The organism is Streptomyces sp. NPDC017991 (genome assembly GCF_044328075.1).
Taxonomy (GTDB): domain Bacteria; phylum Actinomycetota; class Actinomycetes; order Streptomycetales; family Streptomycetaceae; genus Streptomyces.
Genome location: NZ_JBIRGP010000002.1, coordinates 320,611 through 336,885 on the forward strand (window position 1 = coordinate 320,611; position 16,275 = coordinate 336,885).

14 protein-coding genes and 2 tRNA genes are annotated in these 16,275 nt (G+C 70.3%); 3 read left to right on the plus strand and 13 right to left on the minus strand.

Annotated elements, in window-relative coordinates; all coding sequences use genetic code 11:
* Window positions 1-77: 77 nt before the first annotated feature.
* The 3 genes from ACH4DZ_RS06000 to leuS form a co-directional block, all read right to left on the minus strand.
* On the minus strand, window positions 78-923 hold the full coding sequence (locus tag ACH4DZ_RS06000; protein ID WP_398285726.1) for a DegV family protein: 846 nt from the start codon (window positions 921-923) through the stop codon (window positions 78-80).
* Window positions 924-995: 72 nt separating this feature from the next.
* Window positions 996-1,868 carry a hypothetical protein gene (locus tag ACH4DZ_RS06005; RefSeq protein ID WP_398285727.1) on the minus strand — a complete coding sequence of 291 codons (873 nt, stop codon included), beginning with the start codon at window positions 1,866-1,868 and terminating at the stop codon, window positions 996-998.
* A 213-nt stretch (window positions 1,869-2,081) separates the two neighbouring features.
* Window positions 2,082-4,964 (minus strand): leucine--tRNA ligase, encoded by a 2,883-nt coding sequence (gene leuS / locus ACH4DZ_RS06010; RefSeq protein ID WP_398285728.1) that lies wholly within the window; start codon window positions 4,962-4,964, stop codon window positions 2,082-2,084.
* A gap of 479 nt (window positions 4,965-5,443) precedes the next feature.
* On the opposite strand from leuS, the gene ACH4DZ_RS06015 reads away from it, so the two are divergent.
* The gene (locus tag ACH4DZ_RS06015) at window positions 5,444-6,676 is read left to right on the plus strand and encodes a cytochrome b/b6 domain-containing protein (protein WP_398285729.1); all 1,233 of its coding nucleotides are present in this window, start codon (window positions 5,444-5,446) and stop codon (window positions 6,674-6,676) included.
* Window positions 6,676-8,301 carry an NADH-ubiquinone oxidoreductase-F iron-sulfur binding region domain-containing protein gene (locus ACH4DZ_RS06020; RefSeq protein ID WP_398285730.1) on the plus strand — a complete coding sequence of 542 codons (1,626 nt, stop codon included), beginning with the start codon at window positions 6,676-6,678 and terminating at the stop codon, window positions 8,299-8,301. The genes ACH4DZ_RS06015 and ACH4DZ_RS06020 overlap by 1 nt, the downstream gene beginning before the upstream one ends.
* 119 nt (window positions 8,302-8,420) lie before the next feature.
* On the opposite strand, the gene ACH4DZ_RS06025 is transcribed toward ACH4DZ_RS06020, so the two are convergent.
* The 9 genes from ACH4DZ_RS06025 to ACH4DZ_RS06065 form a co-directional block, all read right to left on the minus strand.
* A tRNA-Ala gene (locus ACH4DZ_RS06025) sits at window positions 8,421-8,493 on the minus strand.
* Between the two features lie 111 nt (window positions 8,494-8,604).
* Window positions 8,605-8,838 carry a hypothetical protein gene (locus tag ACH4DZ_RS06030; RefSeq protein ID WP_010986886.1) on the minus strand — a complete coding sequence of 78 codons (234 nt, stop codon included), beginning with the start codon at window positions 8,836-8,838 and terminating at the stop codon, window positions 8,605-8,607.
* 427 nt (window positions 8,839-9,265) lie between these two features.
* Window positions 9,266-9,338, minus strand: a tRNA-Ala gene (locus ACH4DZ_RS06035).
* Window positions 9,339-9,484: 146 nt separating this feature from the next.
* Window positions 9,485-10,186: a histidine phosphatase family protein gene (locus tag ACH4DZ_RS06040; RefSeq protein ID WP_398285731.1), complete on the minus strand. Its 702-nt coding sequence runs from the start codon at window positions 10,184-10,186 to the stop codon at window positions 9,485-9,487.
* Window positions 10,183-10,629 carry a ribosome silencing factor gene (rsfS, locus tag ACH4DZ_RS06045; protein ID WP_398285732.1) on the minus strand — a complete coding sequence of 149 codons (447 nt, stop codon included), beginning with the start codon at window positions 10,627-10,629 and terminating at the stop codon, window positions 10,183-10,185. The genes ACH4DZ_RS06040 and rsfS overlap by 4 nt, the downstream gene beginning before the upstream one ends.
* A gap of 116 nt (window positions 10,630-10,745) precedes the next feature.
* Window positions 10,746-12,515, minus strand: coding sequence for an LCP family protein (locus tag ACH4DZ_RS06050; protein WP_398285733.1), 1,770 nt, complete (start codon window positions 12,513-12,515; stop codon window positions 10,746-10,748).
* 16 nt (window positions 12,516-12,531) lie between these two features.
* Window positions 12,532-13,206, minus strand: coding sequence for a nicotinate-nucleotide adenylyltransferase (gene nadD, locus ACH4DZ_RS06055; protein WP_398285734.1), 675 nt, complete (start codon window positions 13,204-13,206; stop codon window positions 12,532-12,534).
* Between the two features lie 47 nt (window positions 13,207-13,253).
* Window positions 13,254-13,418, minus strand: a complete 165-nt coding sequence (locus tag ACH4DZ_RS06060; protein ID WP_398285735.1) for a hypothetical protein — start codon at window positions 13,416-13,418, stop codon at window positions 13,254-13,256.
* 168 nt (window positions 13,419-13,586) lie between these two features.
* On the minus strand, window positions 13,587-13,742 hold the full coding sequence (locus tag ACH4DZ_RS06065) for a hypothetical protein (RefSeq protein WP_210882676.1): 156 nt from the start codon (window positions 13,740-13,742) through the stop codon (window positions 13,587-13,589).
* Between the two features lie 116 nt (window positions 13,743-13,858).
* Between ACH4DZ_RS06065 and ACH4DZ_RS06070 the strand changes: the two genes are divergently transcribed.
* Window positions 13,859-14,977, plus strand: a complete 1,119-nt coding sequence (locus ACH4DZ_RS06070; protein WP_398285736.1) for a M48 family metallopeptidase — start codon at window positions 13,859-13,861, stop codon at window positions 14,975-14,977.
* 229 nt (window positions 14,978-15,206) lie between these two features.
* Here ACH4DZ_RS06070 and ACH4DZ_RS06075 read toward each other — a convergent pair whose 3' ends face one another.
* Window positions 15,207-16,274: a hypothetical protein gene (locus ACH4DZ_RS06075; RefSeq protein ID WP_398285737.1), complete on the minus strand. Its 1,068-nt coding sequence runs from the start codon at window positions 16,272-16,274 to the stop codon at window positions 15,207-15,209.
* Between the last annotated feature and the right edge of the window lies 1 nt (window position 16,275).

Consider the following 16,275-nt stretch of genomic DNA (forward strand, 5'->3'; position numbering starts at 1 on the left):
ACACCCGCTCCGGACACCAGCCCGCATCTCGCCGAGGCGTCACACCGAGATGTCACACCGAAACGTCTCACGGCGTCTCACCGAGGCGAGACAACCGCCCCCAGCAGACCCGGCCCCGTATGCGCCCCGATCACCGCTCCGACCTCGCTCACATGCAGGTCGACCAGCCCCGGGACCCGTACCCTCAGCCGCTCCGCGAGCGCCGAGGCGCGGTCGGGGGCGGCGAGATGGTGGACGGCGATGTCGACCTGGGCGCTCCCGGCCCGGTCGGCCACGATCTCTTCGAGGCGGGCGATCGCCTTGGTGGCGGTTCGCACCTTCTCCCGGAGCTCGATGCGCCCGCCGTCCAGTTCGAGCAGCGGTTTGACGGCCAGTGCGGAGCCGAGCAAGGCCTGTGCCGCCCCGATCCGGCCGCCCCGGCGGAGATAGTCGAGGGTGTCGACGTAGAAGTACGCGTACGTGCCCGCGGCCCGTTTCTCCGCCGCCGTGACCGCGTCGTCGACCGTGCCGCCCGCCTCCGCGGACTCGGCGGCCGCCAGTGCGCAGAAGCCGAGGGCCATGGCGACCATCCCGGTGTCCACCACGCGCACGGGCACGGGAGCCTCGCGTGCGGCGAGGACCGCCGCGTCGTAGGTGCCCGAGAACTCGGACGACAGATGCAACGAGACGATGCCGGTGGCGCCGGACGCGGCGACGCGCCGGTAGGTCTCGGCGAAGACCTCGGGGCTCGGCCGGGAGGTCGTGACGGACCGCCGCTTCTGCAGGGCCAGGGCCAGGGAGCGGGCCGAGATCTCGGTGCCCTCTTCGAGCGCCTGGTCGCCGAGGACCACGGTCAGGGGCACCGCGGTGATGCCGTGGCGCTCCATCGTCCGTGGCGGCAGGTAGGCCGTTGAATCGGTGACGATCGCGACATGGCGGGACATGAGCTGGAGATTACCTGTCAGTGGACGTGGAAGGCAGCCCGGCCCCTGCCGCCCGCTGCCGGACCGGCGGTATCAAGTCGTGCTCTCCGGGCGGGGCTTCTTCTCCCAAGGGTAGGCGGCCCGCTGCCTGGGTGCGTCGATCGCGGCCCGGGTGGGCTCCTCGGCCCTGCGCGCTTCGGGGTTGTCCGGCCAGGTCTGCTGGTCGGCGGCGGCGCTCGGCGCCTCCGGCCACGGCGGCGCGGACGAGGACTCCGTCGCCGGCCGGGGCGACGAACCGGTCGCGGAACCGGTCGAGGAACCAGCCGCTGGACCGGTCGACGGACCGGTCGACGAGTTGGCCGACGAGCCGGAGCCGGTCGCCGAGCCGTTCGCCGAGCCGGTCGTCCCCGTGGGCGACGGTTCCGTCGTCCAGTGCCGTAGCGCGCCCGCCTCCATGTCGATCTGCGTGCTCAGCGACTCCAGGTCGTCGCCACCGAAGCGCTGGGCACGGTCGCGGGCCGCCCAGCGCAGTGCGTCGGCCGATTTCGTTATCTGCTCGGTGCGCTCCCGCAGCGCGGGCAGCCGCTCGGCGAGGCGCGCCCTGTCCGGTTCGCGCTCCAGCCGCTTCAACTCGGCGTCCAGCTCCTGGCCGTGCGCGCTGAGGCGGTCGAAGAGCGCCAGCGACTCCTTCAGCGAGGCGTCCTCGCCCACGCCCGCCTGCAGCGCCTCCTGGGTGGCCCGCATCGACGTGCGCAGGGAGAGACGCAGTTGGGCGAGCTGCCCCAGGGATCCCGGCTGGGCGAAGGTCTTCGCCTTGAGTGTGGAGTCCTCCACCGTGCGGCGGGCCTGCGCGACGGTGCGGTCCACGCCACGCTTCGCGGCGCCGACCACCTTCACCGTGGCGTATATGCCCAGGGTCACGAACAGCAAGAAGATCAGCGCCACGATGGCGACCACGGCTTCCATGACGGTCCTCTCGGGTGCTGCGTCCAGTGCACGCGGGCTCTTCCACGCACTTGTGGGCTCTTTCACCGTAAACGGAAAAAGCAGGTTGGGGGTTCCAGCGGAACCCCCAACCTGCCCGTAGGGGAAGACCCGGAGCGGCGCCTCACCGGCCGCCGCCCCGCCGCCGCCCGGCCCCGTCGCCCGGTCGTCGCCCAGCCGTCGCCCGGCCGTCGCCTACGCCGGAACGATGTTCACCAGCTTCGGCGCCCGCACGATCACCTTGCGGATGCCCGCCCCGTCCAGCGCCGCGACCACCTTGTCGTCGGCCAGCGCCACCTTCTCCAGCTCCTCGTCCGAGATCGAAGGGGAGACCTCCAGGCGCGCCTTGACCTTGCCCTTGATCTGCACGACGCAGGTCACGCTCTCGTCGACGGCGTACGCCGGGTCGGCGACCGGGAAGTCCCGGTGGACGACCGAGTCGGTGTGGCCCAGCTTGCGCCACAGTTCCTCGGCGATGTGCGGGGCCAGCGGCGCGACCAGCAGCACCAGCGACTCGGCCACCGTCCGCGGGATGGGGCCGCCCGCCTTCGTCAGGTGGTTGTTCAGCTCGGTGACCTTGGCGATGGCGGTGTTGAAGCGCAGGCCCTCCAGGTCCTGGCGTACGCCGTCGATCGCCTTGTGCAGGGCGCGCAGGGTGTCCGCGTCGATGTCGGCGTCCGGGACGTCGACGACGGTGACGTCACCGGTGGTCTCGTCGATGACGTTGCGCCACAGCCGCTGCAGCAGCCTGAACTGGCCCACCACCGCGCGCGTGTCCCACGGCCGCGACACGTCCAGGGGGCCCATCGCCATCTCGTACAGGCGCAGGGTGTCCGCACCGTACTCGGCGCAGATCTCGTCCGGAGTGACCGCGTTCTTCAGGGACTTGCCCATCTTGCCCAGCAGCCGGGAGACCTTCTCGCCCTCGAAGTAGTAGGCGCCGTCGCGCTCCTCCACCTCGGCGGCCGGTACGGCGATGCCACGGCTGTCGCGGTACACGAAGGCCTGGATCATGCCCTGGTTGTACAGCTTGTGGAACGGCTCCGCCGAGGAGACGTGCCCCAGGTCGAACAGCACCTTGGACCAGAAGCGCGCGTACAGCAGGTGCAGTACGGCGTGTTCGGCGCCGCCCACGTACAGGTCGACACCGCCGTGGGGCTGACCCTCGCGCGGGCCCATCCAGTACTGCTCGACCTCCGGGTCGACCAGCTTCTCGGAGTTGTGCGGGTCCAGGTAGCGCAGCTCGTACCAGCAGGAACCGGCCCAGTTGGGCATGGTGTTGGTCTCGCGGCGGTACGCGCGCGTGCCGCGGCCGTCGCCCAGGTCCAGGCTGACGTTCACCCAGTCCTCGTTGCGGGACAGCGGGGTCTCCGGGGACGTGTTCGCGTCGTCCGGGTCGAAGGTGCGCGGCGAGTAGTCCTCGACCTCCGGCAGCTCCAGGGGCAGCATCGACTCGGGCAGCGGGTGGGCGATGCCGTCCTCGTCGTAGACGATCGGGAAGGGCTCGCCCCAGTAGCGCTGCCGGCTGAACAGCCAGTCGCGCAGCCGGAAGTTGACGGTGCCGCGGCCGACGTCCTTGCCCTCCAGCCACTCGGTGATGCGCGCCTTGGCCTCGGTGACGCCCAGACCGTCCAGCGAGATGTCGCCGTTCGCGGAGTTGATGATCCTGGCGTCGTGCGAGCCGAACGCGTTCTCCCACGTCGACGTGTCGGTGCCGCGGCCGTCGGTGGGCTCGACCACGCAGCGGATCGGCAGCTCGAAGGCGCGCGCGAACTCGAAGTCGCGCTGGTCGCCCGCCGGGACGGCCATGATCGCGCCGGTGCCGTAGCCCATCAGGACGTAGTCGGCGACGAAGACGGGGACCTGCTCGCCGTTGACCGGGTTGGTCGCGTACGAGCCGATGAAGACGCCCGTCTTGTCCTTGGCCTCGGCCTGTCGCTCGACGTCCGACTTGGCGGCGGCCTGCGCGCGGTAGGCGGCGACGGCCTCGGACGGGGTGGCGTGGCCGCCCGTCCAGACGTCGTGGGTGCCCTCGGGCCAGGCGGCCGGGGTCAGCTTCTCGACCAGCGGGTGTTCGGGGGCCAGCACCATGTAGGTCGCGCCGAACAGGGTGTCCGGGCGGGTGGTGAAGACGGAGATGGCGTCGCCGTCGACGGGGAAGTCGACGCGGGCGCCCTCGGAGCGGCCGATCCAGTTGCGCTGCTGCAGCTTGATGGCCTCGGGCCAGTCCAGCGCGTCCAGGTCGTCCAGCAACCGGTCGGCGTACGAGGTGATGCGCATGTTCCACTGGCGCAGCTTGGCCTTGAAGACGGGGAAGTTGCCGCGCTCGGAGCGGCCGTCCGCGGTGACCTCCTCGTTCGCCAGGACGGTGCCCAGGCCGGGACACCAGTTGACGGGCGCCTCGGAGGCGTACGCCAGGCGGTGGTCGCCCAGGACGTCGGCCCGTTCGGCGTGAGACAGCTCACTCCAGATACGTCCGCCGGGCAGCGCGCGTTCACCGCTCTCGAACTGCGCGACCAGTTCGGCGACCGGACGGGCCCGGCCGGCCTCGGCGTCGTACCAGGAGTTGAAGATCTGCAGGAAGATCCACTGGGTCCACTTGTAGTAGTCCGGGTCGATCGTCGCGAAGGACCTGCGCTTGTCGTGTCCCAGGCCCAGGCGGCGCAGCTGGACCTTCATGTTCGCGATGTTGGCCTCGGTGGACACCCGCGGGTGCGTGCCGGTCTGCACGGCGTACTGCTCGGCGGGCAGGCCGAAGGCGTCGAAGCCCAGCGTGTGCAGGACGTTGTGGCCGGTCATGCGCTGGTAGCGGGCGAAGACATCGGTGGCGATGTAGCCCAGGGGGTGACCGACGTGCAGGCCCGCACCGGAGGGGTACGGGAACATGTCCATGATGAACTTCTTGGGCCTGGCCGCCAGCTCGGGGTCGCCGGCCAGGTCACCCTTCGGATTGGGCGCCGCGTACGTGTTCTCGGCGTCCCATACGTCCTGCCAGCGTGCCTCGATCTGCTCGGCCATGGCGGCCGTGTAGCGGTGCGGCGCTGCCACCTCGGAGGCAGCGGTGTTCGTCTCGCTCATGATCCTCAAAGCTCCATCGATCGTCTCTGCCAGCGGCTCAGGAAATGAAAAAACCCCTCGCACAGGAGGGGGCGCCGCGCCGATGCCGGTCGCGGTTTTCCGACGACCGGAATTGATCAGCGCGGCTCACTAAGCAGAAGGCGTACGGCACGCATGACGTCAGGGTACCGCAGCGGCCGAGCGGGCCGCGACGCACTTTCGGCTACGCTCCGGCACTGAGTGTCGCTCCCCGCGCCGCGTCGGCAATCGCTGGACAAAGGTCAAGGGTTACTTCGCGTAAGGGCCGCTAAGGGACATCACAACTCCCTCACCGCCCTTTGATAACAGCGATATAACTCAAACCTCGTACTCCTCGGTATGGCTAGACCTAGAGTGCGGCAGCGGGACCGCTTTCCCGAACTGTTCGGAGTTGCCCCATGAACTCTCGCCGCAACAACAGCACGCTCTCCCGACCGAGTCGCTCGGTCCAGGGTGGAGTGATGGCTGCCGTTCTGCTGCTCATACCCGTCAGCGTCGTGGTCGGAGGTGACGCGTTCCGCGACTTCATCAACTTCGGCGCGGGCGTGCTGTCCCTCGTCGCCCTGACCTGCTCGGTCCTGTGGGGACTCGTCGCCACCGACCGGGTCTTCCTCAACACCCGCCAGCGCCTGATAGCCCAGGCCGTGCACCGGACGACCGCGGTCAGTTCGGTCGGCTTCCTGGTGCTGCACGTCACGGTCAAGCTCGTCCTCGACCACGTCTCCGCGATCGCGGTCTTCGTCCCCTTCGGCCTGGGTGTCACCGGCACCGGCCAGCTCATCGGATTCGGCTCCCTGGCCGGCCTGCTGATGATCTTCACCGCTCTCACCGGCGCGCTGCGCAGCAGGTTCGCGTCCCCCGCCGAGGTCGCCGCCCGCTGGCGCGCGGTGCACATGCTGGCCTACCCCGCCTGGTGCGCGGCCCTGGTCCACGGCCTCTTCGCGGGGCGCGAGGCGAAGCCGGTCTTCGTGATCCTCTACAGCCTCGCCCTGGTCGCCGTCATGGGAGCACTGGGCCTTCGCGCGGCCCCCCTGTCGTTCAAGCGCAAGTTCGCCAAGCGTGTCCTGGCCCTGCTCGACAACGGCAACAACAGGTCCTTCCGCGAGGAGCCCCCGGCACGCCGTGCCGCGGAGGCCCCGAAGGGACGCGGCGGCCGGCCCGGCTTCCCCGACCAGCCGGTCCCCCAGCAGCGGAACGGCTCCCCCCAGCGCTCCTTCCAGGACACCGGGGCCTCCTTCACCGACACCGGGTCGCTCACCGACACCGGCGGCTTCGCGGCCGCCTACCGGGCCACGTCCAGCACGCCGCGCGCCCAGGAGCCGATGATCCCCGAGGCGACCCGGCCCATGCAGATGCCGATCGACATGCAGCCCACCGAGACGATGCCGCGCGCCGACGGCAACACCGGTACCCGGTGGCCGACCCCGTCGCCGTCGCTCTACGAGGCACCGCCGCGCACGGACGGGCCCAACTACGACACGGGCGCCTTCACCCCCGTGTCGTACGACACTCCCCCGCCGGGCGCCTCGTACGGCGGAAGTGACGTGTACAACACCGGTGAGACGAACGACCCCCTCGGTACGTACAACCCGAATGACACGTACAACAGCGGTCCCGCCACTGAAACGCTGCCCGGTTCCTACGAGGCACCGAGCAACGGCGAACCCTGGAACGCGCCTTCCGGAGGCTTTTAGTGAACGAGGCCCTTCCCGACGTCCCCGAAGTCCGAGTGGTGGGCCTTCCCCAGCTCACCTCCGGTTTCGATCTCGTCGAGAGACTCGACCTGCCCATGCACCTGAAGGTGCACGGGCCGCTTGAGCCCATGGGCGGTGAGCAGCTCGCGCAGCTCTCCGAACGGATCAACCTGAAGGGCCGCGGCGGCGCGGGCTTCCCGTTCCACAAGAAGCTCAGGTCGGTCGCCGAGACGGCGATCCGCCGGGGCGTACGGCCCGTGGTCGTCGTCAACGGCAGCGAGGACGAGCCCGCCTGCCGCAAGGACACGGTGATGATCAACCGTGCCCCGCATCTGATCCTGGACGGTGCCCTGCTGGTCGCGGAGGCCCTGGGCGCCCGCACCCTGGTCATCGGAGTGACCCGGGAATCCACCCAGCGGTCGATGGAGGCCGCGCTCTCCGAGCGCGGCCTGACCAACCGGCGCAACGCGACCATCCGCGCGCGGGTGCAGCGCAACCCGGTGCGGATGGTGACCGGAGCGGCCGCCTCCCTGGTCCGCTCCATCGACGGCGGCCCCGCGATCCCGCCGGGCCGTAAGACCAGCGCCTCGCAGAACGGTGTCGGCGGCGCCCCCACGCTGCTGTCGAACGCCGAGACCTTCGCCCAGTTGGCCATCGCCGCCCGCATCGGCGCCGAGCGCTACGGGAACACCGGCCTGTACGACGAGCCCGGCACCGTCCTGCTCACCGTCTCCGGGGCGGTCGCCCGGCCCATGGTGATCGAGGCCCCGACGGGCGTGCCGCTGCGCTACATCCTGCAGTTGGCCGGTGCCCCGCCCGTCCCGCAGGGCGTGCTGACCGGCGGTTACCACGGCAAGTGGCTGGACTCCGCGACGGTCAACGAGGCGATCGTCTCGCGCAACTCCCTGGACGCGGTGGGCGGCGCCCTGGGCGCCGGCGCGATCCTCCCGATCAGCCAGGCGACCTGCCCGCTGGGCGAGTCGCTGCGCGTGGCCCAGTGGCTGGCCGAGGAGAGCGCCGGCCAGTGCGGCCCCTGCTACCTCGGGCTGCCGGCCGCGGCCCGCGGCATGGAGGACATCCTCAACGGCGGCGGTCCGGCCGCCCTGGAGGCGCTCAAGCAGGTCGCCAACTCCGTGAAGCGGCGCGGCGCGTGCTCGCACCCGGACGGCTCCGCGATGTTCCTGGAGTCGACCATCAAGGCGTTCACCGACGACCTGGCCGCCCATGTCCTCGGCAACGGCTGCGGACGCCCCGTGGAGGGTGTTCTGCCGCTCTTCGAGGGCGGCCAGCAGCCCACCGGCATCCCCGGCGGCGGCCAGCCGGAGGAGGAGCAGGGCGCACCCCGCCAGAAGATCTTCGTGGACTGGACGCTGTGCCGCGGGCACGGCCTGTGCGCGGACATCCTCCCCGAGGTCTTCCAGCTGGGCGCCGACGGCTTCCCGACCGTCGCGCAGGCACAGGTGCCCCGGTACGCGGAGGCGAAGGCACTGCGGGCCGTACGACGCTGCCCGGCGCTCGCCCTGCGCCTGGAGGAGGACACCCGCGGAGCGGCCCCCCGGCAGAACCTGCCCGCCGTACGCGAGGGCGGCGGGGGCGGCCGTCGCGCGCTGGGCCGCGGTCGCTGACCCACCGGCGGCCCGGCAGCCCGGGCCGCCGCACCGCACACCTCTGTACGCCGGTACACCGAGACGTCACGACACGAAGAAGCGGGCCATCCTGATCGGATGACCCGCTTCATCTGCTGTGGAGCTAAGGAGAATTGAACTCCTGACCTCCTGCATGCCATGCAGGCGCTCTACCAACTGAGCTATAGCCCCTTGCGGTGTCCCACCGGGTCTCCCCGGCGGCGACGCCAACATTACCGGTCCCTCCGCGCACCACCAAATCGTTTCCCGGTCGCGGTCCCGGCCGGGGACGCCCCGGCCGGATCAGGCCGTGGCGAACGAGTAGAAGCGCTTGAGCGTGCAGTGCTCGTCGAGGAGCCGGCCGTAGATCGGCTCGCCCTCCAGCTCGCGGTACGTCTCGATGGGGTCGCCTTTTATGATCAGCGCCCGTGCGCATTCCTCGCACCAGTACTGGTAGTCGTGGTTGACCGGCTCCATGTCGCGGACGATGGGCGTACCACTGCCGCACCAATCGCACTTTCGCCTGTGCGCACCCATCGATCAGCTCCAGCTGTGGCCGCAGGCCGTGCACACGTAGGGAACTCCTCCGTTGTCGCCGAGGACTTGAGCAACGTGGGCCGAAGCACAGGGAGGGCGGTCGAGGCGCGTGATCGGGTCCCGTACCACCTCGGCATCGGAAAGGTCGTCGACCTTCCCGAGGATGCTCGCAGGCATCGCCACTCCCTCCCGTCGGGTCGCGCCCCCTTCCGGCCGTTTGATTCTGCCACGGCCGGAGCAATACGGTCAGCGACGCCTTCGTACCAGTCCGGACACGGGACCCGCCGCAGTGGCCGCGGCCAGCGCAAACGACGAGTAATGCATCCGAAGAGGTATACGCCTGGGGAGGCCCGAGTGACTCAACACGCAGAGAAGAACAGGTCAACGAAAGATCCCGCCCCCTGACGGGGACGGGATCATCTTCCTGTGGAGCTAAGGAGAATTGAACTCCTGACCTCCTGCATGCCATGCAGGCGCTCTACCAACTGAGCTATAGCCCCTCGCGGTGTCCCGGCCGCTTTCCCGGCGGCGGAACAAGAGAAACTTTAGCCTGCGACCAGCCGGAAAGTGAAATCCGGGGCCGCGGGGCACCGGGGCAGGATCCTCCGGCCTGCGTGGGCGGACCCACGCGTGCCGGCCGGAGGTTCTAGTCGTCGTCGCCCAGCACCGGCTCCGGCAGGGTCCCCGCGTTGTGCTCCAGGAGGCGCCAGCCGCGGGCGCCCTCGCCGAGGACGGACCAGCAGCAGTTGGAGAGGCCGCCGAGGCTTTCCCAGTGCTGTGATTCCAGACCGAGGAGGCGGCCGATGGTGGTGCGGATGGTGCCGCCGTGGCTGACGACCACGAGCGTGCCGTCGTCGGGCAGCTTGTCGGCGTGCCGGAGCACCACGGGGGCCGCCCGGTCGGCGACCTCGGTCTCCAGTTCGCCGCCGCCCCGGCGCACGGGCTCGCCGCGCTTCCAGCCGGCGTACTGGTCGCCGTAGCGCGCGATGATCTCCTCGTGCGTCAGGCCCTGCCAGGCGCCCGCGTAGGTCTCGCGCAGCCCCTCGTCGTGCGTCACGTCGAGGCCGGTGAGCGCGGACAGCTCACCCGCGGTGTCCGCCGCCCGCCTCAGGTCCGAGGCGACGATCGCGTCGGGCTTCAGGGACGCGAGCAGCCGGGCGGCGCGGCGGGCCTGGCCCACGCCGGTCTCGGTCAGCTCGACGTCCGTGGTGCCCTGGAAACGGCGCTCCACGTTCCACAGCGTCTGGCCGTGGCGCCACAGGATGACGCGGCGCCCCCGGCCCGCCTTGCGACCGGCGTCCGACAGCGGCTTGCCGTCCGCCGCCGGACGCTCTGCGCCGGCCGTCATCGAAGTTCTCCGCGCAGCTCCGCGTCGTCCTCCGCGTCCTGGAGGTCGGCGTGCTCGGCGGCCTTGCCCCGGGTGGCCTGGGCGTCGGCGGGCAGGTCGAGCTCGGGGCAGTCCTTCCAGAGCCGCTCCAGCGCGTAGAACACGCGCTCCTCGCTGTGCTGGACGTGCACCACGATGTCGACGTAGTCCAGCAGGATCCAGCGGGCGTCGCGGTCGCCCTCACGGCGCACCGGCTTCGTGCCGAGCTCCTTGTTGAGGCGCTCCTCGATCTCGTCGACGATCGACTTGACCTGGCGGTCGTTGGGCGCGGAGGCCAGCAGGAAGGCGTCCGTGATCGACAGCACGTCGCTGACGTCGTACGCGATGATGTCGTGCGCGAGCTTGTCGGCGGCCGCCTGCGCGGCGGTGGTGATGAGCTCGACAGAACGGTCAGTGGCGGTCACTACAAGGCTTTCCGTAGGCGGTCAGGAACCCCGGGGGGTCATACCCCAAGGGTCTCACGGACCGCCGACAGCGCCCCACGCGATAAACGGATCACCGGCCGGCCGGGCGGGCCGGCCTATTCGCCCACCTTGTAGTCCTGGCCGAGCACCACCGACACGTCCGCGTTCGAGGTGACCTTGCCCTTCTTCACGGAGGTCGTCGGCAGGCCGAGTGTCTTGGCGACCTCCGCCGCGTCCTCCTTCTTCGCGGCGTCAACGTACGTGATCTCGGACACCGCCTGTGCGACGTCGGCCGTACCGCCGTCGACGAAGGTGTAGCCGCCGTTGAGCAGCACGACCCTGGCCCTCTCGGTGGCGTCCTCGTCGGCCGTGGCGTTGCGGATGCCGACCTGGACGGCGGCGCCCTTCTCGGGGCTCCTGGCGGCCCCGCCGAGCACGTCCTTGACCACACTGTCGCTCGCCTGCGTGCTGAGCCGGCCGTCCGTCCGGACGGGCAGCAGGGCGGTCTTGAAGTCGCCCTCCTTGGCGCGGTCCGCGAGCTTGGCGAGGAACGCGCCCAGGTCCTTGTCGGTGAGCGAGGGGTCGAGGATCTGCGCGAGCGTCTGCACGGTGGTCGTCGCGGCCTGCGAGTCGGACGACAGCTTGCGCAGCACGGCCTGCATGACCTGACCGAACCGCTGCAGTTGCGCGTTCTGCGATTCCCCGGAGGCGCGGTACGTGGCGTACGCGACGGCCATCTTGCCGCTGAGCGTCTGCTGCTCGCCCTTCTTGACGAGGGGCGCCTCGCCCTTCTTCTTCGCCTCGGGGTCCGGCACGTCCGCGTCGGTGTCGATGTCGATGTTGCCGACGAGCTCGACCAGGTTGTTCAGGTACGGGGTGTCGAGGCGCCAGGTGCCCTCGATGTCCGTCCCGAGCACGGTGTCGAGCTCGTCGCGCGTCCCCGAGGAACCGTCGTCGTCGACGGACTTGGAGAGGGTGGTCGCACCGCCGTCGTCGTCCGTCAGGGCGAGGGAGTTGGGCAGCAGGACCGTGGTGCCCTGCTTCGTGGTGGTGTTGTTGACGAGCAGGGCCGTCGAGGTGCCGCTGCCCTTGGTGTTGTGCAGGTGGACGACGATCACGTCGCGCTTCTGGGCGCCCGCGGCGGTGGTCGTGCCGCCCTTCGCGTCCGACGAGGACCCGGGCAGCTTCCCGGCGAACCAGAGATAGCCCGCCCCGCCCACCACGACCATCGCGAGGACCACGACGAGGGCGACCACCCGGCCGCGCGCGCGGCGCTTGGCCTCCTCGCGCCGCTCGGTGCGGTTCTCGGTGAACTTGAGCCAGTCGATGACGTCCTCGGACTGCTCGGGCTGCTCCTCGACGAACGCGAACTGCTCGGTGCGGTAGTCGGGTTCACCCGCCCGCTCGTCACCCTCCGCCGGTACGGGGTCCGGTGCCGGGGCCGGGTCCTTCGCGGGGCCCGCCTGCTGCGGGATGTAGGCGGTCTGCTCGGCGACCTGGGGCTGCGGCCGGCCCGCCTGCTGCTCCGCCTGATGCCCCGTCTGCTGCCCTGCCTGCTGTCCCGTCGCGTACGGGTCGTAGCCGTAGCCCTGCCCGTACCCCTGCTGCCCGTACCCCTGCTGCCCGTATCCCTGCTGCGCGTAGTCCTGGCGGTAGTCCTGGCCGTAATCCTGCGCGGGCGCCTGCCCCGGCACCTGTCCCTGCCCCTGCGCCTGCCCGCCATAGGGGTCGTACGAGCCGTACTCGTCCGGTTGCGGAGAGTACTGAGGGTGCTGCGGAGACTGTCCCGGCTGCGGTACCTGCCGGTACACGGGCTGTCCGAACTCGTCGTAGCCGACGAGTTCGTACTGGTCGCCTCCGTACCCAGCGTCGTATCGGTCGTTCACCGGTGCCCCTCTCGGCTCACTCGCCGCGGTACAGCTCTCGCTTGTCGATGTAGCGCACCACGCCGTCCGGCACCAGGTACCAGACCGGGTCACCCTTCGCGACCCGGCCCCGGCAGTCCGTGGACGAGATGGCGAGCGCGGGAACCTCGACGAGCGAGACACCGCCTTCCGGCAGACCGGTGTCGGTCAGTATGTGGCCGGGCCGGGTGACCCCGATGAAGTGCGCGAGGGAGAACAGTTCGTCGGCGTCCCGCCAGGTGAGGATCTGGCCGAGCGCGTCGGCGCCGGTGATGAAGAAGAGGTCCGTGTCGGGGTTGAGCATGCGCAGGTCGCGCAGCGTGTCCGTGGTGTAGGTGGGACCGCCGCGGTCGATGTCGATGCGGCTCACGGAGAACTGCGGGTTCTCGGCGGTCGAGATGACCGTCATCAGATAGCGGTCCTCGGCCGGCGAGACCTTGCGGTCGGTCTTCTGCCACGGCTGGCCGGTCGGTACGAACACCACCTCGTCGAGGTGGAAGCGCGCGGCGACCTCACTGGCGGCCACGAGGTGTCCGTGATGGATCGGGTCGAACGTTCCGCCCATGACGCCGAGGCGGCGCTTGCCCGGGTTCGACGGTCCGTTTCCCGTGCCACGCCGTACGCCGTGTGCCACGACGCCCGCCGGACCGGTAGGCATGTCCTGCTCTCCCATGCGTGCAGACCCTACCGGCCCGGACGGCGGGCTCTGTCGCGCGGCCGTCAGCGGTCCCGGTTGAAACGGGTGGTGATCCACAGCAGCAGCAGGAGGGCGAGAAAGGCTCCACCGCCGACGAACAGGGGATTCAGGCTCTCGTGGTTGCCGCCGTGCTCCTCGCCCTCGGCGGCGAGTGTGACCAACTGGGCAGCGGTGCTGTGGAGGCTCATCTTCAGCAGGACCTATCCATGGGGGTCCCCCCGCCCGAGCGCAGTCGAGAGTGGGGGAGGGCGGGATAAAGACTTCCGCACATCGTAAGCGGGCGCCCTCTCCTCCATCACTCCGACTCCGCCGTTGGGGAGTTCGGCTCCGCCGGGGCGGGAACCTTCCGCGGGGTCTCAGTCGTCCCGTTTGTAGCCGCGCAGAAGGAACCAGGCGGCCAGCCCACATCCGACGACCATCACGATCAGCACGATGCGGAGGAGATTGCCCGCCCCTTGCTCCTGGGCGGCACTCGCGGCCTCGACGAGCCACGATCCGGGGGAATGCTCCATGACGTACTACTCCTTGACGTACTGCTCCTTCGCTGTACTGCCCGTCCAAGGTATCTCCGCCTAGGCTGTCCCCCGCCTCGGGGGCACAGATGGCGACCAAACGCATGGGGGACCACATGCCAGAAGAAAGCCACGAGAACGTACCGAGCAGGCAGCGCAGGCGCTTCGAGGGGATCTCCTCCCGGGCGTACGAGCACCCCGCGGACCGCTCGGCCCTGGTCGCCCTGCGCAAGCTCACCGGCTTCGACACGGTCTTCAAGGCGCTCAGCGGCCTGCTCCCGGAGCGCAGCCTGAGGCTGCTGTTCCTGTCGGACTCGGTGCGCGTCTCGGACGCCCAGTTCGCCCACCTGAACGTGATGCTGCGCGACGCCTGTTACATCCTGGACCTGGAGAAGGTCCCGCCGATGTACGTCAACCAGGACCCGCAGCCGAACGCGATGTGCATCGGCCTGGACGAGCCGATCATCGTCGTCACCACCGGGCTCGTCGAGCTGCTCGACGAGGAGGAGATGCGGGCGGTCGTAGGCCACGAGGTGGGGCACGCGCTGTCCGGCCACTCCGTCTACCGCACGATCCTGCTCTTCCTCACCAGCCTCGCCCTGCGCGTGGCGTGGATCCCCCTCGGCAACCTCGCGATCATGGCGATCGTGACCGCCCTGCGCGAGTGGTTCCGCAAGTCCGAGCTGTCCGCGGACCGTGCGGGGCTGCTGGTCGGCCAGGACCTGCGGGCCTCGATGCGCGGCCTGATGAAGATCGCGGGCGGCAACCACCTGCACGAGATGAACGTGGACGCGTTCCTCGCCCAGGCCGAGGAGTACGAGGCCGGCGGCGACCTCCGCGACTCCGTGCTCAAGATCCTGAACGTGATGCCCCGCTCCCACCCGTTCACCACGGTCAGGGCGGCCGAGCTGAAGAAGTGGGGGGAGTCCCGCGACTACCAGCGGATCATGGACGGCCACTACCCGCGCCGCGACGAGGACGGGGACACCTCGGTCACGGACTCCTTCCGCCAGTCCGCGGCCAGTTACGCCACCGACATGAAGAACTCCAAGGACCCGCTGATGAAGCTGGTCAGCGACATAGCGGGCGGTGCGGGCGACCTCGGCGGCCGGGTGCGACGCGGCTTCGGCGGCTTCGCGAGCGGCAGCAGCACGGGCGGCACTTCCGGCACCACCACCAAGGACCACCCGCCCACGGACGACCCGGACGCCACACCCCCACCCAGCACCACCTGACAACCACACACCCGCGCCCCACCCCGAAAGGGGCGCGGGGAACGACGCGACCAGCCCCCACCCCCTCAGGGGCGCGAGGAACTGCGCGACCAGCCCCCACCGCCCCGCAAGTCATGACGATGCCCCCACCTCCCTCAGGGGCGCGGGGAACTGCGCAACCGGCCCCGCCGACCCGCAGACCACCACGACGCCTCCACCCCCTCAGCGGAGCGCAGACGGTCAGGTCGGGTCAGAGCTTCGGCTGCGCACTGGCCGCCAACGACCCGCACAACGCCGTGGCACTCCCCGTGGCGAACGGATCCGTACCGGCCGGCCCACCCGCCCTCGCCGTCTCCCCCGCGAGCAGCGGCCGCAGGTGGTTCGTCGCGTCCTCGGCACAGGCCAGCGGCCCGGCCTGGACGTAGGAGACGAGCAGTTCGGCCTGGTGCATGCGCAGGTCGTCCCGGTCGAACCGGAAGTGCAGCTCGCGCCGGACGGTGAACAGCGAGGCCTCGGCCTTCTCGTCGGAGCCGGTCGGCCGCAGCGCGTAGACGAAGGTGTGGTCGGCGCTGACCTCAAGGGTGTCGGAGTCCGTCTCGGCGGCGGTCAGGGTGCCCTGCACCCTGACCTTGGTGTCGGCCAGCTCGGTCCGCGCCGGATCGAAGCGCACCAGCCAGCCGGTGGGCGCGTGCCGCCCGTCCGCGGCGGGGCTCCGGAAGCTCTGGTCGAACTGGTCGAGCTGCTGCGGGTCGAGCAGGATCCGCACCGACCGGCTGGCACCGCCGGTGAGGACGTCCGGGTCGAGCGCGGACTCGACGAGGTAGTCCTTCGCCGTGGTCAGCGCGGTGACGATCTGGCTGTCGGAGAAGTGCGCGGTGCGCCGGGAGGCGGGCAGTGTGATGCCGTCGGCGCCTATGCGGAACTGGTCGGCGGGGCTGTGCGCGTACAGGGCCTCCGCATCGGCCGAACCGGGTACGCGGCTCTGTGGCGCGAGCGGTATCACCGTCATGCGCAGTGGTTCGGGATGCTTCGCGGCGGGGGTCTGGTACGGATGGCGTACGCCCATGTAGATCGCCGTGCCGAACGCCACGGCGATCAGGACGACGAGGACCAGGGCCTGCCGGGAGAGACCCCGGCGCATCGGGGGGCGGCGGCGGACGGCCGGGGTGTGGTCGCCGATCCGCTCCTGCGCGGAGAACTCCTGGAGGCGGGCAGCACGGACGAACGATTCGTCGAAGACGACGGACCGGTACTCCTCCTCGCCCCCGCCGGGTACACCCTCGGATGTCCCCTCCGGTGGGTCTCCAGGACTGCCCATA